The organism is Microbacterium sp. GXF6406 (assembly GCF_054798215.1).
Genome location: NZ_JBSJZH010000002.1, coordinates 125,088 through 148,219, shown reverse-complemented (window position 1 = coordinate 148,219; position 23,132 = coordinate 125,088). Strand labels below are relative to the sequence as shown.

20 protein-coding genes are annotated in these 23,132 nt (G+C 69.1%); 9 read left to right on the top strand and 11 right to left on the bottom strand.

Annotated features, from left to right (window positions below):
• Positions 1 to 10: 10 nt before the first annotated feature.
• The 4 genes from ACWAUG_RS02255 to xylB are packed head-to-tail and all read right to left on the bottom strand — an operon-like array spanning position 11 to position 4,356.
• On the bottom strand, positions 11 to 970 hold the full coding sequence (locus tag ACWAUG_RS02255) for a phosphotriesterase family protein (protein WP_298039594.1): 960 nt from the start codon (positions 968 to 970) through the stop codon (positions 11 to 13).
• Positions 967 to 1,896, bottom strand: coding sequence for a shikimate dehydrogenase family protein (locus ACWAUG_RS02250; protein ID WP_298039597.1), 930 nt, complete (start codon positions 1,894 to 1,896; stop codon positions 967 to 969). The genes ACWAUG_RS02255 and ACWAUG_RS02250 overlap by 4 nt, the downstream gene beginning before the upstream one ends.
• A 10-nt stretch (positions 1,897 to 1,906) precedes the next feature.
• On the bottom strand, positions 1,907 to 2,857 hold the full coding sequence (locus ACWAUG_RS02245) for an NAD(P)-dependent oxidoreductase (RefSeq protein ID WP_460800928.1): 951 nt from the start codon (positions 2,855 to 2,857) through the stop codon (positions 1,907 to 1,909).
• On the bottom strand, positions 2,857 to 4,356 hold the full coding sequence (gene xylB / locus ACWAUG_RS02240) for a xylulokinase (protein WP_460800926.1): 1,500 nt from the start codon (positions 4,354 to 4,356) through the stop codon (positions 2,857 to 2,859). Before xylB ends, ACWAUG_RS02245 begins: the two co-directional genes overlap by 1 nt.
• 97 nt (positions 4,357 to 4,453) lie before the next feature.
• Here xylB and ACWAUG_RS02235 point away from each other — a divergent pair, with 97 nt between their 5' ends.
• The 7 genes from ACWAUG_RS02235 (at position 4,454) to ACWAUG_RS02205 (ending at position 11,722) form a co-directional block, all read left to right on the top strand.
• On the top strand, positions 4,454 to 5,068 hold the full coding sequence (locus ACWAUG_RS02235) for a glucose-6-phosphate isomerase family protein (RefSeq protein ID WP_298039604.1): 615 nt from the start codon (positions 4,454 to 4,456) through the stop codon (positions 5,066 to 5,068).
• 81 nt (positions 5,069 to 5,149) lie between these two features.
• Positions 5,150 to 5,812: a GntR family transcriptional regulator gene (locus ACWAUG_RS02230; protein ID WP_460800925.1), complete on the top strand. Its 663-nt coding sequence runs from the start codon at positions 5,150 to 5,152 to the stop codon at positions 5,810 to 5,812.
• Between the two features lie 8 nt (positions 5,813 to 5,820).
• Complete coding sequence (locus ACWAUG_RS02225; RefSeq protein ID WP_460800924.1) at positions 5,821 to 7,338, top strand: MmgE/PrpD family protein; 1,518 nt, start codon at positions 5,821 to 5,823, stop codon at positions 7,336 to 7,338.
• Positions 7,338 to 8,240 (top strand): methylisocitrate lyase, encoded by a 903-nt coding sequence (gene prpB, locus ACWAUG_RS02220; RefSeq protein ID WP_460800922.1) that lies wholly within the window; start codon positions 7,338 to 7,340, stop codon positions 8,238 to 8,240. The genes ACWAUG_RS02225 and prpB overlap by 1 nt, the downstream gene beginning before the upstream one ends.
• Positions 8,237 to 9,427, top strand: coding sequence for a bifunctional 2-methylcitrate synthase/citrate synthase (locus tag ACWAUG_RS02215; protein ID WP_460800921.1), 1,191 nt, complete (start codon positions 8,237 to 8,239; stop codon positions 9,425 to 9,427). The genes prpB and ACWAUG_RS02215 overlap by 4 nt, the downstream gene beginning before the upstream one ends.
• A 136-nt stretch (positions 9,428 to 9,563) precedes the next feature.
• The gene (locus ACWAUG_RS02210; RefSeq protein ID WP_460800919.1) at positions 9,564 to 11,135 is read left to right on the top strand and encodes a hypothetical protein; all 1,572 of its coding nucleotides are present in this window, start codon (positions 9,564 to 9,566) and stop codon (positions 11,133 to 11,135) included.
• A gap of 140 nt (positions 11,136 to 11,275) precedes the next feature.
• The gene (locus ACWAUG_RS02205; RefSeq protein ID WP_298039615.1) at positions 11,276 to 11,722 is read left to right on the top strand and encodes a hypothetical protein; all 447 of its coding nucleotides are present in this window, start codon (positions 11,276 to 11,278) and stop codon (positions 11,720 to 11,722) included.
• Here ACWAUG_RS02205 and ACWAUG_RS02200 read toward each other — a convergent pair.
• The 3 genes from ACWAUG_RS02200 to ACWAUG_RS02190 are packed head-to-tail and all read right to left on the bottom strand — an operon-like array spanning position 11,713 to position 14,897.
• A complete protein-coding gene (locus ACWAUG_RS02200) occupies positions 11,713 to 13,281 on the bottom strand; it encodes an alcohol dehydrogenase catalytic domain-containing protein (RefSeq protein ID WP_460800918.1) in 1,569 nt (522 codons plus the stop codon). The genes ACWAUG_RS02205 and ACWAUG_RS02200 overlap by 10 nt on opposite strands.
• Before the next feature lie 15 nt (positions 13,282 to 13,296).
• Positions 13,297 to 13,740 carry an AMP-binding enzyme gene (locus ACWAUG_RS02195; RefSeq protein WP_460800917.1) on the bottom strand — a complete coding sequence of 148 codons (444 nt, stop codon included), beginning with the start codon at positions 13,738 to 13,740 and terminating at the stop codon, positions 13,297 to 13,299.
• Positions 13,737 to 14,897: an AMP-binding protein gene (locus tag ACWAUG_RS02190; RefSeq protein WP_460800915.1), complete on the bottom strand. Its 1,161-nt coding sequence runs from the start codon at positions 14,895 to 14,897 to the stop codon at positions 13,737 to 13,739. The genes ACWAUG_RS02195 and ACWAUG_RS02190 overlap by 4 nt, the downstream gene beginning before the upstream one ends.
• Before the next feature lie 181 nt (positions 14,898 to 15,078).
• Here ACWAUG_RS02190 and ACWAUG_RS02185 point away from each other — a divergent pair, with 181 nt between their 5' ends.
• Positions 15,079 to 16,287, top strand: a complete 1,209-nt coding sequence (locus ACWAUG_RS02185) for a TetR/AcrR family transcriptional regulator (RefSeq protein WP_460800914.1) — start codon at positions 15,079 to 15,081, stop codon at positions 16,285 to 16,287.
• 36 nt (positions 16,288 to 16,323) lie between these two features.
• Here the strand turns inward: ACWAUG_RS02185 and ACWAUG_RS02180 are convergent, their stop codons facing one another.
• A complete protein-coding gene (locus ACWAUG_RS02180; protein ID WP_460800912.1) occupies positions 16,324 to 17,814 on the bottom strand; it encodes an aldehyde dehydrogenase family protein in 1,491 nt (496 codons plus the stop codon).
• Between the two features lie 115 nt (positions 17,815 to 17,929).
• On the opposite strand from ACWAUG_RS02180, the gene ACWAUG_RS02175 reads away from it, so the two are divergent.
• Positions 17,930 to 18,535, top strand: a complete 606-nt coding sequence (locus ACWAUG_RS02175) for a TetR/AcrR family transcriptional regulator (RefSeq protein ID WP_460800910.1) — start codon at positions 17,930 to 17,932, stop codon at positions 18,533 to 18,535.
• A gap of 170 nt (positions 18,536 to 18,705) precedes the next feature.
• Here ACWAUG_RS02175 and ACWAUG_RS02170 read toward each other — a convergent pair whose 3' ends face one another.
• The 3 genes from ACWAUG_RS02170 to ACWAUG_RS02160 are packed head-to-tail and all read right to left on the bottom strand — an operon-like array spanning position 18,706 to position 23,115.
• Positions 18,706 to 19,689 (bottom strand): NAD(P)H-dependent flavin oxidoreductase, encoded by a 984-nt coding sequence (locus tag ACWAUG_RS02170; protein WP_460800908.1) that lies wholly within the window; start codon positions 19,687 to 19,689, stop codon positions 18,706 to 18,708.
• Positions 19,682 to 21,883: a 3-hydroxyacyl-CoA dehydrogenase NAD-binding domain-containing protein gene (locus tag ACWAUG_RS02165; RefSeq protein WP_460800906.1), complete on the bottom strand. Its 2,202-nt coding sequence runs from the start codon at positions 21,881 to 21,883 to the stop codon at positions 19,682 to 19,684. Before ACWAUG_RS02165 ends, ACWAUG_RS02170 begins: the two co-directional genes overlap by 8 nt.
• A gap of 23 nt (positions 21,884 to 21,906) precedes the next feature.
• Entirely contained in the window at positions 21,907 to 23,115 is a 1,209-nt protein-coding gene (locus ACWAUG_RS02160) for an acetyl-CoA C-acetyltransferase (protein ID WP_460800904.1), read from the bottom strand.
• Between the last annotated feature and the right edge of the window lie 17 nt (positions 23,116 to 23,132).

Sequence of the window (23,132 nt, the reverse complement as noted above, 5' to 3'; positions counted from 1 at the left end):
TGCTGCGGATTCAGCCGAGATCGAGCAGGCGCACGGGGTTCTGGGTCAGCATCTGCGTGACGGCATCCGCGCCGATGAGTGCGCGCAGTCGCGGCAGATACCGGTCGCCGAGGTAACCGAGGCCCGGCATGCCCCCATAGGAGATGTAGCGGCTGCGCCGTGCCACATCGCCGCCGAGGAGGATGCGCTCTCCGGCGCCCTGCTCGACCACCGCCGCCGTCAGCGTCAGCAACTCGGCATCCGAGCGGCTTCGGGGGCGTGCGAACCCGTCGTAGCCGAGGTAGGCGCCGCGCTCGGCCAGCGACGCGTGCAGGCCCGCATCGGGGTCGCGGTCGGCATGCGCGAGGACGACTCTGTCGGATGCCACGCCCTCGGACTCGAGAACGTCGAGCACCTCGTGTGCCGCCGTGCAGAACTCCAGATGAATCATGACCGGGGCGTTCGTGGCGCGGTGCGCCGTGCCGATCGCCGTCAGGGTCGTGCGCTCGAAGTCGCTGATGCGCCAGTAGTCGACGCCTCCCTTGAGGAGGCCTGCGCGGATGTGCTCGCCGGAACCGGTGCGGGCGAGCACGACATCGGGACTCTCGAAGGTCTCGGCATCGTCCGCGGGCATGCCGCGGGTGAGATCGCGCAGGAACAGTTCGGCGAGCTGCTCATGAGTCCACACCTGCAGGGGGTGCTCGTCGCCGTAGTGCGCCTCTCGGTGCAGCCCCGTCGTCGCGATGATCCGCAGGCCGGTTCCGGTGCTGATGCGGGAGAGGGCCTCGGGGTTTCGTCCGAGCCCGAAGGGCGTGGCATCCACCATCGCGGTGAAGCCGCTCGCCGTGAGGAGTGACGCCTCGGCGCCCGAGGCCGCCTCATCGTCGAGTTCATCGCCGGGAAGGAGCGGGGAGACCTGGAAGAGGTGCTCGTGATAGTTCGTCGTGCCCAGACTCGCGGGCTCGACGTCTCCGAGGACAGTGCGGATCATCGGACCGACTCCGCCGCCTCCGCGAGTCGGTCGACGATCTCATCGGTCAAATCGATCTCGAAGACATCGGCGACGACCTGCGACCACCCGTGGATGAAGTACCGCCAGCCGTCGACGATGCGCAGCTCCTGCGCCTTCTCCTGCGCCCGGGCCTGGTGCAGGAACTCGAGGGAGCCGCGGTAGTTGAACTCCCACACGTACGACCCGGCGGGGAACACCGCATCATCGGGCAGGGGAGAGCCGGGACGGTCCTTGCCGAGACCGGTCGCATTCACGATCAGCGAACCGCGCGCCGTCGAGGCGAGCAGCTCTGCCGCCTCCTCCGGCGTATCGGTGCGCAGATAATTGATCAGGCCCTCGCGGGTGCCGTGCTGACGGTGCACCTCGCGCAGATGCTCGAGCTTCGCATCATCGCGCGCCGTCACCGTGATGCGGCGCGGGGCATCGGCGCGCTCGGCGAGCGCCCAGCTCAGCGCCGTGCCCGAACCGCCCGCACCGAAGATCACGACCTCGGACTGCGTCGTCGTGAAGTAGTCGATCGGCAGGAAGTCGCGCAGCGCCAGGTCGACCGTGATGGGATCCTTCGCGCGCCCCGACAGCCGGTCGCCGCGCTTGGCGATGCTCGAGATCTCGGAGCAGGAGACGGCGAACGGGTCGAGCTCGTCGAAGAGGTCGGATGCCGCGGCGTGCACGTTCATCTTGTGCGTCGTCACGAGCGCGCCGCGGTGGTGGGGATCGTCGCGGATCTGCTCGACGAGCGCCCGGTACTGCGCGGGGGAGGCGTCCATCGGCAGGTCGTGGCCGATCAGCGTGCGCGTGGGCAGCTCGAGGATGTCGGCCCACAGGGGGAAGACCTTCATGATCGAGGAGGACCCGGTGGTCACTCCGACGAAGCCCATGTAATCGGCATCGGGGGCGGTGGTCATGGCGGGCCTTTCAACGAGTGACGAGGTGGCGAGGGGCGCGGCCGTCGAGCACTGCGAGCACATCATTGAGCGACATGGCGCCCATGTTATCGACGGCCTGGGACGTCTGTGCGCCCAGGTGCGGGGTGACGATGACCCGGCCGGCGAGGGCGGGGTCGAGGAGGGGGCTCGCTGATGCGGCGGTGTCGCCGTCGAGTGTGTCGGCGGCGTAGGCGGCGAGACGGCCCTCGACGAGGGCGCGGGCGACGGCCGGCTCATCGATCAGGTCGGGGCGGGCGGTGTTGACGATGATGGTGCCGGGGTGGATGCCGTCGAGCCGGGCGGCGTCGATCAGGCGCTGTCCGCCGGGTGCGTGCAGCGTGATGAGATCGGCGGTTCGGAACAGGTCGTCGAGGTCGACGGGCTCAGCGCCGCGCTCCCGGATTCCGTCGGCGGGGAAGTAGGGGTCGGCGGCGAGGATGCGCGGCCCGAACCCGCTCAGCCGCTTCGCGACGCCCTGTCCGATGCGCCCGAAGCCGACGATGCCGACCGTGGCTGCGCCCAACTCGCGGCCGCGGCGCACGCTCCAATCGCCCGCACGCACCCGGCGGTCGCCATCGGGGATCGTGCGCAGAGCCGCGAGCATGAGCCCGACGGCGTGATCGGCGACGGCATCCGCATTGGCGCCGGGGGTGTTCGTGACGGGGATGCCGCGGGCCGCGGCCGCCTCGAGGTCGACGGCCTCGGTGCCCACGCCGTACCGGGCGACGATGCGCAGGCCCGGAGCGGCGTCGAGGTGGTCGGCGGTGACCGGTCCGGTGCCGGCGATCCACGCATCCGCCCCCGCGAGCAGCGGGCCGAGCTCGGCGAGATCGTGGTGGGCCGGACCGCGCACGACCTTGTGGCCTGCGTCGGCGGCACGGGCGATGAGATCGACGTCGCCGTCGGAGAATGACCGGCTCGTGGCGAGGATCGTGGCCATCAGCGCGCGCCCTTCGGTGCCGCGGCGAACCACGGGGCGAGCGCCTCATACGCGGCGGTGAATCGGGTATGGCGTGCGGCGTAGACGCTGTGGCGGCCGGCATCCGGCGTGAACTCGGCGGTCACCTCGCTCAGCGCGCGGGCCGCCGAGAAGTCGGCGAGCCCGAGACCGACAGCACCCGTGACCGCTGCACCGAGGCTGTTGGCCTCCTCGACGATCGTGCGACGGCGCACCGGCACACCCCAGACATCCGCGAGGATCTGCAGCAGCGCATCGCTCTGCGCGCCGCCGCCGACGGCATCGATCCGGTCGATCGTCGCGCCGGACTCCCGGAAGGCCCGGATGCTGGAGAGGAGGTTGTACCCGATGCTCTCCAGGACGGCGCGCACGAGGTGCTGCCGCGTGTGATGGCGGCCGATGCCGATGAAGGCGCCACGGGCATCGGGGTCCCAGAGGGGCGAGCGCTCACCGAGGAGATAGGGGAGGAAGTAGAGGTCCTCGACGTCGAGATCGCCACCGGCCTCGCCGGTCAGACGCGCGGTCTCGGGGTGCGCGGGATCGGGGGAGAGCGCCTCGGCGATCCACTGGATGGACGCGCCGCCCGCCTGCATCGTCGCGGTCGGCACGAACGAGCCGGGAACGACGTTGTCGAAGGTGAAGGTGCGCAGGCCCGGATCGATCAGCGGCGCATCGGCGGCGAACGAGATCCACGACGAGGTGCCCAGGCACACGTAAGCGCCGTCCTCGGGGGCGACGATGCCGCTGCCGACGGCCGCCATCGGTCCATCGCCGCCGCCCATCACCACGCGCACGCCCGTGTGCAGACCGAGAGCGGATGCGGCATCCGCCGTCAATGCCCCGGCGATGTCCGTCGCCTCGAGGATCTCGGGGAACAGCGACCGGTCGAGGCGCGCCGCGGCGCGCACCTCGTCGGACCAGTCGCCCGCGCGCTGGTCGTAGGCGTTGGTGCCGGAGGCGTCGGAGCGATCGGTCGCGAGGCGCCCGGTGAGTCCGAGCACGATGAAGTCCTTCGCGACGCAGACACGTCGCACCCGGGACCACACGTCGGGCTCGTTGTCACGCACCCACATGACCTTCTCGACCGAGTACGTCGGGTTGAGGCGGTGGCCGAGCAGCCGGTAGGCGTGGTCGGCGCCGAGCGCCTTCTCGAGCTCGCGCTGCTGAGTGCCGGAGCGGGTGTCTGCCCAGATGATCGCGGGACGCACGGGGGAGCCCGTGCCGTCGAGCAGCACGGCCCCCATCATCTGACCGCTGACGACGAGCCCGTGCACCTCGGCGGGATCGACGGATGTGCGGGCGAGGAGTTCGCGGGTCGCGGAGACGACGGCATCCCACCAGTCCTGAGGGTCCTGCTCGGCGATGCCCCCGGCGGCGAAATGAGCCGGGTACCCGACCGTGGTCGCGGTGATCAGGCGGCCGTCGTCGTGGTGCAGCGAGGCCTTGTTGCCGGTGGTGCCGAGGTCGTGGGCGATGATCACAGTTCGTGCCTGCTTCGTTGGTTGCGGTTCCGGATCGTGCTGTTTTGGAGTATACCTGTAATTACAAGTCTTGTAGTTACAAGTTGAGGAGATCAGCGTGAGCACCTATCCCGTCGTCGACATCCCCACTCTTCTGCAGATCTCGCCCCAGGGCGGCATCGACGGGCGGTCACGCCGGTATGAGAAGTACATCGGCGACATGGAGGGCGTCTACCGCGACAACGCGGCATGGGAGAGCGCCGTCGGTGAGCATGGTGCCGACCACCTCGTCTACTGGGTCGACGACCACCGCTACCAGGAGGGCTCCGGGGCGCTGATCACCGGAACCAGCACGCTCCTCCCCGGCCGCTATGGCGACGAGTTCGCCATGACACGCGGGCACCTGCACGCCATCGCCGACCGCGCCGAGCTGTACTACTGCCTCAGCGGTCGCGGCGTCATGCTGCTCGAGACCCTCGACGGACAGAGCAGTGCGATCGAGCTCACCCCCGGCCAGGCCGTCAATGTTCCCGGCCACTGGCTGCACCGCAGCGTCAACGTCGGCGACGAGCCCTTCACCACGCTGTTCTGCTACGCCGCCGACGCCGGTCAGGACTACGCCGTGATCGCCGATGCCGGCGGGATGAAGAACCTCGTCGTCGCCGACGGTGAGGGGTGGATGCTGCGCCCGAACCCGGACCACACCGGGTACCGGGCGTTCGACGCGGACTGAGTCAAGCGCTTCTGTATACGTTATTGCGGCCGGGATGCGGGCTCCGTTCCCCATTGGGGGATTTGTGTATACACTGACGGGGTGAGCACCGCAGTCGAGCGAACCCGGGCAAGTGATCGCGCCTACGCGACCCTGCTCGATGAGATCCAGTCCGGAGTGCTCGCCCCGGGCACCGTGCTCGCCGAGGTCGAACAGGCCGCACGTCTCGGCGTCAGCCGCACGCCCCTGCGCGAAGCCCTCCAGCAGCTCAGCGCCGACGGACTCGTCGAGCAGCAGTCGCCCCGCGTCACCGTCGTCACCGACATCGACGCCGACGACATCCGCGCGCTCTTCGAGATTCGTCGCGCCCTCGAGGAGACCGCCGCACGCCTCGCCGCCGTGCGCGGAGACGCCGCACTGTTCACCGGGCTCGCCGACGAATTCGCCCGGGCCGGAGCATCCCTCGACGCCGCCGACGGCCGCGAAGACTACGAGACGCTCATCGCCCGCTTCGACCGCGCGGTCGACGACGCCGTCGCCAACGACTACATCTCCTCGGCGCTGCGCACCGTGCGCACCCACCTCGTCCGCGTGCGCCGACTCTCCCGCGACAACCCCGTGCGCCTGGCCGAATCCGTCGCCGAGCACGGGCTCATCGCTCGAGCCATCGCCGACCGCGACGGCGACCTCGCCGCGCACGCCACGCACGTGCATCTGCGCAAGGCGCTCACCAGCATCCTCGAATCCCTCCCCGCCGACAGCTAAGGATCGTCATGACCGTCAACCACCACATCCGCGTCTACAAGAGCGAAGAGAACCTGCCCCGCGAGGAGCAGCTGGCCTGGAAGATCGCCGAGGTCGCCACCGACGCCGTCGAGGTCGAGCCCGCCGTCGTCGACATGATCATCAACCGCATCATCGACAACGCATCGGTGGCCGCGGCATCCCTCACCCGCGCGCCGATCATCGCAGCCCGCGACCAGGCCTTCAGCCACGGAGTCTCCACCGGCGGCGCCGGCGCGACCGTCTTCGGCGCAGCCCTCGACCACCGCACCAGCCCCGAATGGGCGGCGTGGGCGAACGGCGTCGCCGTGCGCGAGCTCGACTACCACGACACCTTCCTCGCCGCCGACTACTCGCACCCCGGCGACAACATCCCGCCGATCCTCGCCGTCGCCCAGCACGTCGGCAGCGATGGGCGCGCCCTCGTGCGCGGCCTCGCCACCGGGTACGAGATCCAGGTAGACCTCGTGAAGGCCATCTGCCTGCACAAGCACAAGATCGACCACGTCGCCCACCTCGGCCCCTCGGCCGCCGCCGGCATCGGCACCCTCCTCGGCCTCGACGCCGAGACCATCTACCAGGCCGTGTCGCAGGCACTGCACACCACGACCGCCACCCGTCAGAGCCGTAAGGGCGAGATCTCCACCTGGAAGGCGCACGCCCCCGCCTTCGCGGGAAAGATGGCCGTCGAAGCCGTCGACCGCGCCATGCGCGGACAGACCTCGCCCTCGCCGATCTACGAAGGCGAGGACGGCGTGATCGCCTGGATGCTCGACGGCCCCGATGCCGCCTACGACGTCCCGCTTCCCGCCGCCGGCGAGGCCAAGCGCGCCATCCTCGACAGCTACACCAAGGAGCACTCGGCCGAGTACCAGGCGCAGGCCTGGATCGACCTCGCCCGCAAGCTCCACAACGACGGCGTCGACACCGCGGCCATCGAATCCGTCGTGCTGCACACCAGCCACCACACCCACTACGTGATCGGCTCCGGCGCGAACGACCCGCAGAAGTACGACCCCACGGCCTCGCGCGAAACGCTCGACCACTCGATCCCGTACATCTTCGCGGTCGCCCTGCAGGACGGCGCGTGGCACCACGTCGACTCCTACACCCCGGAGCGCGCGGGCCGCGCCGACACCGTCGAACTGTGGAACAGGGTCACCACCCGCGAGGACGCCGAGTGGACGCGCCGCTACCACTCGAACGACATCTCCGAGAAGGCCTTCGGCGGACGCGTGGAGATCACCTTCACCGACGGGTCGACCCTCGTCGACGAGATCGCCGTCGCCGACGCCCACCCGCTCGGCGCCCGGCCCTTCGCCCGCGAGAACTACATCAACAAGTTCCGTCTGCTGGCCGAGCCCGTGCTCGAGGCCGCGGAGATCGAGCGCTTCCTCGAGCTCGTGCAGCGTCTGCCCGAGCTGACCGCCGCGGAGGTCGCCGAGCTGTCGATCATCGCGAAGCCGGGTGTCGTGGCGGCCGAGCCCACCACGACGGGGCTGTTCTGATGCTGTATTCGAACACGACCCCCGCCGAGAAGCGGCGCCTGTTCCGCGAATGCCTGACGACGGGGGAGCTGCTGCGCTTCCCCGGCGCGTTCAACCCGCTGTCGGCCCGTCTCATCCAGGAGAAGGGGTTCGAGGGCGTATACATCTCCGGCGCCGTGCTCTCCGCCGATCTCGGGCTGCCCGACATCGGGCTCACGACCCTCACCGAGGTCGCAGGCCGCGGCAAGCAGATCGCGCGCATGACCGACCTGCCCGCGATCATCGATGCCGACACGGGCTTCGGCGAGCCGATGAACGTCGCGCGCACGATCCAGGAACTCGAGGACGCGGGGCTCGCCGGCGCCCACATCGAGGACCAGATCAACCCCAAGCGCTGCGGGCACCTCGACGGCAAGGCCGTGGTGGATGAGCAGACCGCGCTCAAGCGCATCCGTGCCGCGGTCGATGCGCGCCGCGATGAGAACTTCCTCATCATGGCGCGCACCGACATCGCCGCGGTCGACGGGCTCGAGGCGGCGAAGGATCGCGCGAAGGCGCTGGTGGATGCAGGGGCCGATGCGATCTTCCCCGAGGCGATGCGCTCGCTCGAGGAGTTCGCCGCGATGCGGGATGCCGTCGACGTGCCGATCCTGGCGAACATGACGGAGTTCGGGAAGTCCGATCTGTTCAGCGTCGACCAGCTGCGCGATGTCGGTGTGAACATCGTCATCTGGCCGGTGTCGATGCTGCGCATCGCGATGGGGGCGACGGGCCGTGCTCTCGATACCCTCGTCGACGAGGGGCATCTGACCTCGAAGCTCGGCGAGATGCAGCACCGCGCCGATCTCTACGATCTGATCGACTACGAGTCGTACAACCATTTCGACTCGGGCGTCTTCAACTTCACCATCACGAAGGAGTGAGCATGAGCGACATCAAGAAGGGCCTCGCCGGCGTCGTCGCCGATGAGACGGCGATCAGCAAGGTCAATCCCGAGACGAACAGTCTCCTGTACCGGGGCTATCCGGTGCAGGAGCTCGCGGCGACGCAGTCCTTCGAGGCTGTGGCCTATCTCCTGTGGAACGGTGAGCTGCCGACGGAAACGGAGCTCGCGGCGTTCCGCGCGACGGAGCGCGCTCATCGCGCGCTGACTCCGGCGGTGAAGGAAGCCATCGACGCTCTGCCCCTGGACGCTCACCCGATGGACGAGGTGCGCACCGCGGTCAGCGTGATCGGTGCGATCGAGACGGCCGGTTCGGGCAATGTTCTGGATGCTGTCGGCACTCCCGAGCAGAACCTCGAGCGCAGCCTGAAGCTGTTCGCGGCGCTTCCGGCGATCGTGTCGTACGGGCAGCGCCGTCGCCGCGGGCTGGAAGCCGTCGAATCGCGCGACGACCTCGACTACGCGGCGAACTTCCTCTGGCTGACGTTCGGCGAGGAGGCCGCTCCGGTCGTCGTCGATGCGTTCAACCGCTCGATGATCCTCTATGCGGAGCACTCGTTCAACGCCTCCACGTTCACCGCGCGTGTGATCACCTCGACGCTCAGCGATCTGTACTCGGCGGTCGTCGGTGCGATCGGTGCGCTGAAGGGGCCGCTGCACGGCGGGGCGAACGAGGCCGTCATGCACATCTTCGATGAGATCGGGTCGGCGGATCAGGTGGTGGGGTGGCTGGATGCCGCGCTCGCCGAGAAGCGGAAGATCATGGGCTTCGGGCACCGCGTGTACAAGCGCGGCGACTCGCGCGTTCCGACGATGAAGGCGGCTCTGGACACCCTGGTCGCGCACTACGATCGGCCGGATGTCGCGGAGCTCTACGACACCCTCGAGAGCGAGTTCGTCTCCCGCAAGGGCATCTATCCGAACCTCGACTACCCGTCGGGACCGGCGTACAACCTCATCGGGTACGACACGCTCACCTTCACGCCGCTGTTCATCGCGGCGCGCATCACGGGGTGGACGGCGCACATCCTCGAGCAGCAGGCGTCGAATGCGCTGATTCGCCCGTTGTCGGCGTACAGCGGGGTCGACGAACGTCACATCGACGGTTATGTGGCGGATGCTGCGACCGTCGAGGCGCTGGAGCGCGAAGAAGAAGCAGCGGGCTGAAGCATCCCTCCCCGAGGCGGCGGAGGCCGCCTCGGGGGGAGGGAAAGCCGCTGATTCGCCTCGATCTGATCACGTTCCGTCGGGCAGGGGCGATCAGCTCGTTCTATGCGGGACCTTTGGATCTACGATGGGATCCGTGACGAACGAGACACCGGAGAATCCCCAGAACATCCCGCCGATTCCCGCGGCCGATTCCGACGCCGCAGCGGCAGGCGCCCACGACATCGGGGGGCTGCTGTCATCCGAGACGCCCGCTGATCAGACGGCTGCTGCTGAAGCGCCCGTCCCGGAGAACGTCGCTGACGCAGCGCCCACTGCACCTGAGGCTCCGGCTGAGAGCATTCCGGCGCCGGCGGAAACCGCAGTCGAGATCCCGGAGCCGGTTGCAGCATCCGAGCCCGTCGTCGCGCCCGAGCCCATCGCTGAGCCGGAGCCTGTCGTCGCGCCCGAACCGGCCGCCGCGCCGCCGCTCGTCGCGCCCGGAGCGCCCATGCCCCCGGCCTCGAGCGAGACGCCCGCTCAGCCGGGCGTCGCTCCTGCGTACCCCGGTGCTGCCCCGGCCTATGACCCGAACGCGACCGCCGCGTACCCCGGTGCCGCACCCGCCTACGACCCGAACGCCGCCGCGTATGCCGGTGCCGCGCCGGCGTACGACCCGAGCACGGGCGTCCCTGTTCCGGGCGGATACCCCGTCGCCGGCTACCCGGCCCAGCCGCCGGCGGCGAAGAAGCCGATGTCGAAGGGCCTGCTCTTCGGCCTGATCGGCGGCGGTGCGGCTCTCGTTCTGCTGATCGCCGCGGCGATCATCGTGCCCGTTCTGCTGCGCGGCCCCGCCCAGACGGCATCCGGCATCGTCGAGGAGTACCTCACCGCGCTCGCCGCCGGCGACGCGGAGGCCGCTCTCGAATTCATCGATGTGTACGGCGATGACAGCCTGCTCACGGATGAGATGCTCGCGGCGTCCCTCGCGATCGCACCCATCACGGACATCGTGGTCGAGGAGACCGAGAGCTCCCGCGATGTTTACGAATCCGAGGTCTCGGCGAGATTCATGGTCGGCGATGAGACGATCGAGCGCGACTTCACCGTCTGGAACTACGGCGATGGCGATTGGCGCATCAGTGATGGCCTCGTGAGCGCATCGCTGTCGGCGTTCGAAGGTCTGGGGCTGACGATCAACGGCTTCGAACCGCAGGAGGAATACACGGAGCTGTTCCCCGGCACCTACCAGCTCGCGCTCGCCTACGAGGAGTTCGTGATCGACGCCGAGAGCGACACGTTCACGCTGGCGGATGAGGAGCACTCGGAGGTCTTCTACGACCTGTACCCGAAGCTCTCCGACGAGGGCGCGGCGACGTTCCGCTCGCTCGTGCGCGCATCGCTGGAGGAGTGCATCGCGCTGAAGACTCTGGCGACGCCGTGCGGCATGGATCTCACGGGCATCGACATCCAGGGCTACGAACCGGTCGACGGCAGCGTGACCCGCACGATCACCGCCGAGGGGCAGAAGGATCTCGACAGCCTGAAGCCGCAGACGAGCTACTCCTACCCGACGATGGTCTCGACCTATGATTCCGTCGACATCGACACGACGCTCGAGGGCGAGAAGGACGGCGAGACTGCGCAGTTCGAGGTCTGGTTCGGCGGGCGCATGGGATCGCCCTCGGTCGACTTCTCCGAGGAGACGCCCGTCGTCACCTGGGAGTGACCGATGCGAACGAAGCGGCCGGGGGCGTGTGCCCCCGGCCGCTTCGTCATGTTCTGCACGGGTCGCCGTCGCAGGATTCGTGTGCACAGGACGCGCGAGAGCGCTGATCCGCGAGCATCGGATGCTTCAGGATCGAGCGCATGACCGAAGCACAGAACTCCCTGCGAGACCGCGTCCTGCACTCCGACGATGATCTGCGCGACATGCTCGATCTCCTTCTGCAGAAGGCGGCCCGCCGCCAGGTGTGGGTGCTCTTCCTCGATGAGCGCGGATGCCTCGGCGACCCGCTCCTGCCGATCGCGGACTATCCCGGGGATCCGCACGGCGCCGTCGACGATGAGCATTCGGGAGCGGTGACCCAGGCCCACCTGTTGATGCACCGGATCGGCATGATGCGCGAGATCAGCGGCAACGCGCACGTGGTGCTCGCCTGGGAGCGCCGAGGCGGTGACGCTGCGAAGGCCGCCGACGCAGCTTGGGCGCGGGCGATGGCCGATGCGGCGGCCCTGCTGGATGTTCCTCTGCGCGCGCAGTTCATCGTCCATTCGCGCGGGGTGCGTCCGCTGCACGCCGATGACTACGTCTGAGAGCGGGGCGATCCGACCTCGCGGTCGGGGACCTTCTCCAGGAGGAAGAAGTACAGCGAGCCGTCAGGCGCGGCGGCGTCGCGGCCGGTCATGACACCGAGCACGGCGTCGGGCCCGATGCGGGTGAACAGGTCGATGACCGGCATCCCGTCATACGACATCGCGGCGGTGGGGATGCCGTCGTGCACAGCGGTGCGCAGCATCGCGCCGCCGCGGGCGAGTGCGGTGTTCGCCGTGAGGGTGCCGTCGAATGCTTCGCAGACGAGCGGGACGACGTCGTCGTCCGAGCGGAAGAGCTTTCCGAACCAGCCGGTGCGTCCCAGCATCCGATGGGTCGGATGCCCGATGCTCAACCCCGTGCCCTTCCAGAGTCCGCGCAGCTCGTTCGGCGAGACCGGCGGCAGCGACCGCCACAGCAGCGGAAGGGCATCGACGGCAACTCCGCCGGCGCGCAGCGCTGCCGCCACATCGAGGAGGGAGGCGGCATCCGGTGCATCCGCGAAGTCGGGTTCCATCATCAACACCGGTTTGATCGCGTGTCCGGAGCGGGAAGCGTCGATCGCGGCGCCGATCTCATCGAAGCGGTAGCGGCGGACGAGCTTCTCGATCGGCAGGCGGCCGATTCGCCACAGTGCGATGAGCAGCGCGATATCGCGGTGGATCTGCGCGTCTCCCTCGATGACGCCGGTCAGGCTGCGCCCCCAGAGCAGCTGCGACTGCGAGAGGCTGATCCGATTCGCCCCTGCATGCAGCGCCACGGTCGCGCACACGCCCTGCGGGCGCAGGGCGGCGAGTCCGGTGTCGATGGTCTCCTGGTTGCCGACCGTGTCGAGCGCGTGGGTGGCGGCGAGGGTGCGAGCATCGAGGGCATCCGGTGCGACCGCCTCGGTGGCGCCGAAGTCGCGGGCGAGCCTTCGCCGTTCGGGGGAGGGATCGCTGGCGACGATGCGCGCGATACCACGATGGGCAGCTGCCGCGATCGCGGCGAGACCCGTCGTGCCGGCGCCGATCACGAGCAACGCGTCGCCGGGCCCCGGTCGCAGCACGTTGAGCACGGTTCCCGCACCCGTGAGGATGCCGCATCCCAGCGGGGCCGCCACCTCCCAAGGCACATCATCCGGAATGCGCACAGCATTCGACGCCCGGGCGATTGCGAGGGTCGACCACGACGACTGCGCCATCCACCCCGTCGTCACGGACTCCTCGACGTTCGTGGCATCCGACCGCGGGTCATAGTTCCTTTCCGCGAAGCGCTCGCAGTAGGCCGGATGCCCGTCATCGCATCGCGTGCACGCACCACAGGCGTCGAAGCTGAGCACCACACGATCGCCGGCCTGCACGGTGCCGACGTCGGTACCGATCCGCTCGACGATGCCCGCTCCTTCGTGGCCGAACACCGCGGGGAAGCGGTCGCCCGCTCCGCCGGACATCCCGAACAAATCGGTGGGGCACACGCCGGACGCATGGATGCGCACGAGGATCTCGCCCGCGCCGGGCTCGCGCACGGAGACTTCCGAAAGCGCGACGGATCCGCCGCGCTCCCGGACGAGCGCAGCCACAGCAGCATTCATCGTCTAGACCACTGCCTCTTCGCGGTCGGCGGCGCGCATCGCGACCTTGTTGACCTTGCCCGCGGCGTTTCGCGGGAGAGCCGCCACGACGACCAGGGCCTTGGGCTGCTTGAAGCGGGCGAGCTTGTCGCCGAGCCAGGCCTGCAGCTCGTCGAGGGAGAGGTCTTCGCCCTCGCGCAGAGCCGCAGCAGCGACGGCGATCTCGCCCCACCGTTCATCGGCGCGGCCGTAGACCGCCGCCTCGAGGATCTTCGGATGCGCGCCGAGGACGTTCTCGACCTCGGCGCAGTAGATGTTCTCGCCGCCGGAGATGATCATGTCCTTCTTGCGGTCGACGACCCAGACGAAGCCCTCCGCGTCCTGGCGGACCAGGTCGCCGGAGTGGAACCAGCCACCCTCGAACGCCTCGGCCGTCTCGGCAGGCTTGCGCCAGTACCCCTTCATCATGTTCGGGCCGCGGTAGAGGATCTCGCCGACCTTGCCGCGCGCGCGACGTCGTTCATCTCGTCGTCAACGACACGGTACTGGAGGGTCGGGATGGGGCGGCCCACCGACCCGAGCTTGCGCAGCGAGTCCTCGCCGCTGAGAGCACAGGTGATCGGCGTCATCTCCGTCTGTCCGAACACGGCGACGTTCGTCGCCTTCGGGAAGCAGTCGCTCATCTGCTGCAGCAGGGTGTCGGACGCGGGGGCCGCGCCCCAGCTGATGATGCGCAGATGCAGATCGCGCTCGGGAATGCTCGGATCGGCGCAGATCACCTGCCATTGCTGCGGCACGTTGAACACGATGGTCGCGCGCTCGCGCTCCCAGGCATCGAGCAGCTCGGTCGGGTTGAACGCGCCGAGCGGGTGGATGACGGTCGGGATGCCGATGACGAAGTTCGGCGCGATGGAGCCGAGGCCGGCGATATGGAACAGCGGGGCGGTCATGAACGAGATGTCGTCCTCGCCGAACACCTTGTTCACGCGAAGCAGCGTCAGTGCCTGCGCGAACAGGTTGACATGGTCGAGCATGGCGCCCTTGGGGCGGCCGGTCGTGCCGGAGGTGTACATGATGAGGCACGTCGTGTCTTCAGGCACGTCGGGAGCCTCGAAGTCGGCGGGGTCCTCGGCGATGAGATCCGCCCAGGACTCCTGCCCCTCGGCGACGGGCTCGCCGATCACGATGACCTTCTTGATGCGGTCGGTCACCTGCGCGACGGCGCCGACGAGCGGGGCGAGCGGGGCGAGCGGGGCGAGCGGTGCCTCGACGATGAGCACGTCGGCATCGGCGTCGTCGACGATGTAGGCGATCTCGGGCGGGGTGAGGCGGATGTTGATCGGCACGGCGATCGCGCCGAGCCGGTTGATGCCGAAGACCGACAGCACGACCTCGGGACGGTTCAGGGTCAGCAGCAGCACGCGGTCGCCGACTCCGACGCCTCGGCGGGCGAGGGCGGCGGCGAACGCGTCCATGCGGTCGGCGGCCTGGCGCCAGGTCGTCACCTCGCCGAGGAATTTGAATGCGGTGCCGTCGGGTGTGATCTCGGCGTGCGTCGCTGTCTGGTTCATCCAGTGGTTGCGGCGCACGGCCGCAGGGATCGCAGAAACGGACTGCTCGGACATCGGGAGGGTCCCTTCATCTTCATCGATGCGTCGTCACCGCGTCGTCGCGGCGGGGCTTGTCATGAGTATGCCACCGCGTGTTCCGGTTGTCACGCACTTTGTTAACGAGAATTCACATCGCTGAGGCATCCGGAAGTTAATAGATAATCACGTGCGGACAGCGGCCGGTAGGCTGTCGGCTATGTCATCCTCCGCCGGCCTGCCCGTGAACCGGACGCGTCCGCGCGATCGCAAGCGCCGCATCCAGGAGGCTGCCGCCGCCGCATTCGCCCGCAGCGGGTATCACGCCGTCGGCATGCAGGACATCGCAGACGCCGTCGGCATCTCCGCGCCGGCGCTGTACCGGCACTTCCCGAACAAGTACGCGCTGTTCGTCACCACGGCCTTCGCCCTCGTCCGCCAGTTGATCGACGCTACGGCGGATGCCGCCGAGCAGCCCATCGAGACGGCGACGGATGCCCGCGCCGCTCTCGACGAGCTGCTCGACGACGTCATCGCGACGACGATCGACCTGCGCACCATCGGCGGCATCTATCGCTGGGAGGGCCGTTACCTCGAGCGTGATGACCGCGAGCGCCTCACGGCGGAGTTCCGGATGCTGCGTGAGAGGTTCGAGGAGCCGCACCGGCTCTATCGGTCGGACATCGACGAGCACGAGCGGCGGCTCATCGTGCTCGCCGCGCTCAGCGTCGTCGCGAGCGTCACCGCGCACCGCACGGTGGTCGCGATGCGAAGCTTGCGGGCGCTGTTGAAGGAAGCCGCCTGGCGGATGCTCGACATCGACCCGACGGTCGCATCTTCGGTACCCGCCGCGGGCGATCTCCTCGAACAGAGGGATACCGCTTCCGGGAGGCGCGAGCAGCTCGTCGACACCGCGATCCGGCTGTTCGCCGAACGCGGGTACAACGAGGTCACGATCGAGGACCTCGCCGTCGAGGTCGATCTGACGCCCTCCGGCGTATACCGGCATTTCGACGGCAAGCCGGCGGTGCTGCTCGCGGCCTGCGATCGCGCGGCGGTCTCGCTCGAACGGGCCATGCTGCACGTCCGCGAGTCGTCGCTCACCTCCGATGAGGCTCTGCGCCGACTCTGCCGCGCCTATGTCGACCACTCGTTCCGCAACCTGGCGCTGATGCGGATCTACTTCTCCGAGCTGGGCAACCTCGCCCCCGAGGACCAGCGTCGCCTGCGCGCGATGCAGCGCGCCCACGTCGCCGACTGGACCGCGCTGCTGCAGGCCGTGCGTCCCGAACTCGGCGGCCGCGAGGCGGCGGTGCTCGTGCACGCCGGTTTCAGCGTCATCACGGACCAGATGCCGCTGCTCGCCGAACGCGATGACGCCGCCGCGGCTCGGCTCGCCGGTTTCGTCGAGGCCGTGCTCGGCATCTGAGCCCGCCCTTCCCGGAGAAGAGGCGGGTTCCCGGGGCTACTTTCCCTTGCCGTGCAGCATCGGGATGAGCTTCGCGACGAGATGCATATCGCGGTCGCTGCGATCCATCGTGAGCAGTTTCATCGCGGCATCCCGTGTTTGGCGGGCCACCGACTTCGGAACACTGAACTCGCGCAGCCCATCGGCGCCGTGGATGCGCCCGAACCCCGAGCCCTTCACCCCGCCGAACGGCAGGGCGGGGATCGCGGCGAAACCCAGCACGGAGTTGATCGTCACCACCCCGGCGCGGAGACGAGCGGCCACAGCCTCGCCCGTCTTCGCACTGCGGGTGAAGACAGCCGCGCCCAGGCCGAAGTCGGTCGCGTTCGCGTGAGCCACTGCCTCATCGAGGTCGGAGACAGCGTTGATGACGACCGTCGGGCCGAAGGTCTCGGCTCGCACAGCATCCGACTCCTCCGGAACATCGACGAGGATGACCGGGGCGACGCGCCGGCCGGTCACCGACTCCGGGCCCTCGAGTACCGCGCGGCCGCCCCGCGCGACGGCATCCGCGATGTGGTCCGCGATGATCTCGGACTGTGACGCGAGCGTGAGCGGTCCGTACGCCGGGGCATCGCCGTCGAGCGAGAGCCGGCGCGCGCGCTCCAGGACCTTCTCGACCAGCGCGTCGCGCACCGAACGCACCGCATACACGCGCTCGACGCCCACGCACGTCTGCCCGGCATTGCCGAAGCCGCCGAAGGTGATGAAGTCCGCTGCGGCATCGAGGTCGGCATCCTCGGCGATGATCAGGGCGTCCTTCCCTCCGCATTCCGCGACCAGCGGGGTCAGCGTCTCGGCGCACGCGGCCATGACCCGCTTGGCGCTGGCCGTCGAACCGGTGAAGGCGATCTTGTCGACGCCGGCGCGCACGAGCGCGGCGCCGGTGGTGCGGTCGCCCGTGGTGACCTGCAGGACGGGGCGGTCGCAGACCTCGCTCCAGCGCGCTTCGATCCAGCGGGCCGTCCCGGGGGTGAGCTCACTGGGCTTGAAGACGATGGCGTTGCCCGCCGACAGGGCGTACGAGATCGAGCCCATCGGCGTGTACAGCGGATAGTTCCAGGGGCCGATCACGCCGACGACCCCGTGCGGTTCATAGCGCAGCGTCGCTTTCTGGTTGTAGTTGATGATGCCGGCTTTGACGCGACGGGGCTTCAGAACGCGGTGGGCGTTCTTGGCCGCCCAGTCGAGGTGGCCGAGCGTGAGCATGACCTCCAGCAGAGCGTCCCCCTCCGGCTTGCCGGTCTCGCGCGAGATGATCGCCGCAAGATCTGCCGCGCCGCGCGCGATCGCCCCCTTCCAAGCGAGGACGATGCGCTTGCGGCCGTCGAACCCCTGCGCGGCCCACCAGGTGGCGGCATCGCGGGCGGTCTGAACGCGCTCGGCGACGCGGGCGTCGTCTTCGAGGGCGTATTCGGCGATCACGCTGCCGTCGCGCGGATCATGCGCGACGAGACGGGCGGATTCTTCTGCACGGGTGATGGTCATGGCGGGTTCCTCTTGCTCTTCATTGAGAAAAAGTTAATGACAATTCACGTTAGCCCCGTTGTTTTCCCGGGGCAAGAGGCGGTGAGATTTTTCGAACCATCGTTAGAATGCTGGAATGACGACGGAGCAGACATCGAAGTCGGCGCGCACGCGCCAACGGATCCTGGATGCCGCGGCACAGGTGCTCAGCCGCAAGGGCTATGCGGGTACACGGCTGACCGACGTCGCCGAGGCCGCGGGCGTGCAGGCGCCGGCGATCTACTACTACTTCGCGTCGCGCGATGAGCTCGTCGAAGAGGTCATGTGGGCGGGCGCGCATCGGGTGCGCGTGCATGTCGAGGAGGTGCTCGCGGAGCTGGATGATGCCGCAACGCCCTCCGATCGCATCCTGGTCGCCGTCGATGCCCACCTGCGTTACGAGCTGCAGATCTCGGACTACACGACCGCATCGGTGCGCAACGCCGGCCAGGTGCCCGAGCACCTGCGCGTGCGGCCCGCCGCGGAAGAGGGCGCATACAGCAGCCTGTGGCGCGAGCTCTTCCTCACCGCGCAGGATGCCGGTGAGCTGCGCGAGGGCGTCGACATCAACGTGTTCCGTCTGCTGCTGCTCGGGTCGATGAACTGGGCGGTGGAGTGGTGGAACCCCCGCACCCGCTCGCTCGACGACCTCGTCCACGGCGCGCAGGACATGGTGCGCTTCGGCACCTTCGCCCGCCCCTGACACGCCTCCGCCCTGCATAACTCCGGAGATTTTCTGTGCTTCCGTGATTTCGCAGCCGCGAAACCGGCGGGACCGGCGTTTCTCCGGAGTTATGCAGCGGTGGTGCGCGCTGCGCGCTGTGCGAGGGCCGGCCCTGAGTCGGCGGGGCAACGGTGGGAGTGACGGAGAGGTCAGCCGAACATCGCCAGTCGCTCCTGCAGCACCCGATGCGCCTGCGTGACCGTGCGGTGGACGACCTCGCCCGCGGTCGGGATGTCGCGGATGAGGCCCTGCACCTGACCGACCGTCCAGATCCCCGCATCCAGGTCGCCGTCCTCGAACACCTTGCGCCCCCGGGCTCCGGCGACGAGCGGCTGCACGTCGGGGAACTGCCCGCCCTCGGCGAGGATCCTCACGACCTCGTCCGATACGGCGTTCTTCGCCACCCGCGCGGTGTTGCGCAGCGACCGGAAGATGAGGTTCGTGTCGAGCTCGCTCGCCTCGACGATCCGGTCCTTCACGCTCTGCGCGATCGGCGACTCCACGGTCGACATGAACCGCGACCCCATGTTCACGCCGTGGGCGCCGAGTGAGAGTGCCGCCGCCAGCCCCCGCCCGTCGGCGAAGCCGCCGGAGGCGATGAACGGGATGTCCAGAGCATCCGCCGCCGCCGGGATCAGCACGAGCCCGGGCACGTCGTCCTCGCCCGGATGGCCCGCGCACTCGAATCCATCGATCGACACCGCCGTGACTCCGACGGCCTGCGCCTTGAGCGCATGCCGCACCGAGGTGCACTTGTGGATGACCTTCACCCCGGCATCGCGGAACTGGTCCATGTGCGGCTCGGGGCTCGACCCCGCCGTCTCGACGATCGTGATGCCCGCATCGATGATCGCCCGCCGGTACTCGTCGTAGGGCGGCGGGTTGATCGACGGCAGGATCGTCAGGTTCACCCCGAACGGCTTGTCGGTGAGGGCGCGCGCCCGAGCGATCTCCTTCGTCAGATCCGCCGGCGTCGGCTGGGTGAGCGCGGTGATCATGCCGAGACCACCCGCTTCCGAGACGGCTGCGGCGAGTTCGGCGCGTCCGACCCACATCATCCCGCCCTGCACGACCGGATGCTCGATGCCGAGCGCCTCGGTGAAGGGGGTGCGCAACCGCGGCTGCTCATTCATAGGTCTCACCCCGCTCGGCGCGGGCGGTCAGCGATGCGGGCGGGGCGAAGCGCTCGCCGTAGGTATCGGCGAGCTCGCGGGCCCGGGCGATGAACCCGTCCAGGCCGCCGTCGTACTGGTTGACGTACTGCAGCACGCCGCCGGTCCAGGCGGGGAACCCGATGCCGTAGATCGAGCCGATGTTCGCGTCGGCGACGGACGTCAGCACGCCCTTGTCGAGGCAGTCGATGGCATCCAGCGCCTCGGCGAACAGCATCCGCTCTTGCAGGTCGATCAGCGGCAGCACCGTGCGTCCGGATCCGTACTTCTCGCGCAGTCCGGGCCAGATGCCGACCCGCCGGCCTTCGGGGGAGTAGTCGTAGAATCCGCCGCCGGCCTTGCGGCCGGGCCGCTTCGCCTCATCGACGATCCAGTCCATGACGGCCTCGGACGGATGCTCCGTCCACACGCCCCCGTCGGCCTCGACGGCGGTGCGCGTCTCGATCCGGATCTTCTGCGACAGCGAGATGGTCAGCTCGTCCAGCAGCTGGAGCGCTCCTGCCGGGTAGCCGGCCTGGAGGGCCGCCTGCTCGACGGATGCCGGTTCCACGCCCTCGCCGACCGCGGCGACCGCCTCGGCGATGAACGTGCCGATCACGCGCGAGGTGAAGAACCCCCGGGAGTCGTTGACGACGATCGGGGTCTTGCGGATCTGCTGCACGTAGTCGAACGTCTTCGCCAGCACTTCGTCGCCGGTGTTCTCGCCGCGCACGATCTCCACGAGCGGCATCTTGTCGACGGGGGAGAAGAAGTGGATGCCGATGAAGTCGTCCCGACGCTTCACCCCCTCCGACAGCTGGGTGATCGGCAGTGTCGACGTGTTCGAGCCGAGAACGGCATCCGGGCGCACGATGTCCTCGATCTCCTGGAAGACGCCCTGCTTGACCGGCACCGATTCGAAGACGGCCTCGATGACGAAGTCCACACCGTCGAAGTCGGCGGCGTCGGCGGTCGGGTGGATGCGGGCGAGCAGCGCCTCGGACTTCTCCGGGGTCGTCTTCCCCCGAGCGAGAGCCTTCTGCTCCAGCATTCGGGAGTAGTCCTTGCCCTTCTCCGCCGCCTCGACGGAGACGTCCTTCAGTACCACGTCGATGCCGGCCCTCGCCGAGACGTAGGCGATGCCGGCGCCCATCATGCCGGCCCCGATCACGCCGACCTTCGTGGCGGTGAACTTCGGGAACGGGGAGCCGTCGGATGCCAGCGGCCGGCTGCCGCCGGCGTTGATCTCCTGCAGGTCGAAGAAGAACGCCTTGATCATGTTCTTCGCGACCTGGTCGTGCGTGAGGCTGACGAGGTAGCGGGTCTCGATGCGCGACGCCGTGTCGAAGTCGACGTACGCGCCCTCGACGGCGGCGGCGAGCGCCGCGCGCGGCGCCGGCATGGGCGCGCCCTTGAGCTGTTTGCGCAGCAGGGCGGGCAGCGCCGGCAGCATGCCGGCGACCGACGGCGACGAGACCGCGCCGCCCGGCAGCCGGAAGCCCTTCTCATCCCACGGCACCACCGGGGCCGGATTCGCGGTGATCCAGGCGCGCGCCCGATCGTGGAGCTCGGCGAGCGGCGCCGTCTCGTCGACGATGCCGACGGCGACCGCATCCTCGGTGCGGAACTTCGTCGCCGGCAGGATGACCTCCTGCAGCGCCTTCTGCAGTCCCAGCATCCGCACCGTGCGAGTGATCCCGCCGCCGCCGGGGAGCAGGCCGAGTGAGACCTCGGGCAGGCCGAACTGCGCGCCGCGGGCGTCGGATGCCGCGATCCGGTGGTGGCAGGCGAGGGCGACCTCGAGCCCGCCGCCGAGCGCGGTGCCGTTGAGGGCGGCCACGACAGGACGGCCGAGCTGTTCGAGACCGCGCAGCAGCGCCTTGACGTGGTCGATGTGCGCGGTCTCCTCGGCGGCCTTCGCCGGGTCCGCCGCGCGCAGCAGGTTCAGGTCGCCGCCGGCGAACCAGCTCTTCTTCGCCGAGGCGAGGATGACACCGGCGATGCTCTCGCGCTCGGCCTCGAGCCGGTCGACGGTCGCCTCGAGGGCGGCGGTGAAGTGCGGGTTCATGGTGTTGACGGACGCATCAGGGTCGTCCATGGTCACGGTGACGATGCCGTCGGCATCCCGCTCCCAGGCGTATCCGGTGTACGTCTCGACGTTCTCTGCGATGCTCATGGTTCCTCCTCGAACCCTCGGGCTCAGACCCGCTCGATGATGGTGGCGATGCCCATCCCGGCGCCGACGCACAGCGTCGCCAGGCCCCGCTTCAGGCCCTGGCGCTCGAGCTCGTCGAGCAGCGTGCCCAGGATCATGGCGCCGGTGGCGCCCAGCGGATGCCCCATGGCGATGGCTCCGCCGTTGACGTTGACCCGCTCGTCCGGGATGCCGAGATCCTTCTGCCACTTCATGACCACGGCCGCGAAGGCCTCGTTCAGCTCGAACAGGTCGATGTCGTCGACGGTGAGGCCGGCCCGGTCGAGGGCCTTCTGCGTCGCCGGCGTGGGACCGGTGAGCATGATCGTCGGCTCGGAGCCGGTGACGGCGGTGGCGATGATGCGGGCGCGGGGCGTCAGGCCCGCGGTCTCGCCGGCCGCGCGGGATCCGATGAGCATGAGGGCGGCGCCGTCGACGATGCCCGACGAGTTGCCCGGACCATGCACATGCTCGATGCGTTCGACCGCGTGATACTTCTGCAGGGCCACGGCGTCGAACCCAGCCTGCGCGCCGACCGTCGCGAAGCTCGCCGGCAGCTGTCCGAGCGACTCGACGGTCGACTCCGGGCGGCGGTGCTCGTCGGTCTCGAGCAGGGTGACGCCGTTCATGTCGCGCACTGGGACGATCGACTTCGCGAATCGTCCTTCCTGCCAAGCCGTCTCCGCGCGCTCCTGCGAGCGCGCCGCGAACGCGTCGACGTCCTCGCGGGTGAAGCCCTCGATCGTGGCGATGAGGTCGGCGCCGATGCCCTGCGGCACGAAGTAGTTGTCGTAGGCGGTCGTCGGGTCCTGTGCGTAGGCGCCGCCGTCCGAGCCGATCGGCACGCGCGACATCGACTCGACGCCGCCGGCGAGCACGAGGTCCTCGAAGCCGGATGCCACCTTCTGCGCGGCGAGGTTCACGGCCTCCAGGCCCGAGGCGCAGAACCGGTTGATCTGCACGCCGGCGACGGACTCGGGCAGCTCCGCCACGAGGGCGGCGGTGCGGGCGATGTCGCCGCCCTGCTCGCCGACGGGCGAGACGACGCCCAGCACGATGTCGTCGATCTCGTTCGCGTCGAGCCCCGGGTTGCGGTCTCGGATCGCGTCGATCAGGGCCACGACGAGGTCGACCGGCTTGGTGGCGTGCAGCGCCCCGCCCTTGTTCTTGCCGCGCGGGGTGCGCACGGCGTCGTAGATGTACGCGTCAGTCATCTCTTTCACATCCTTGT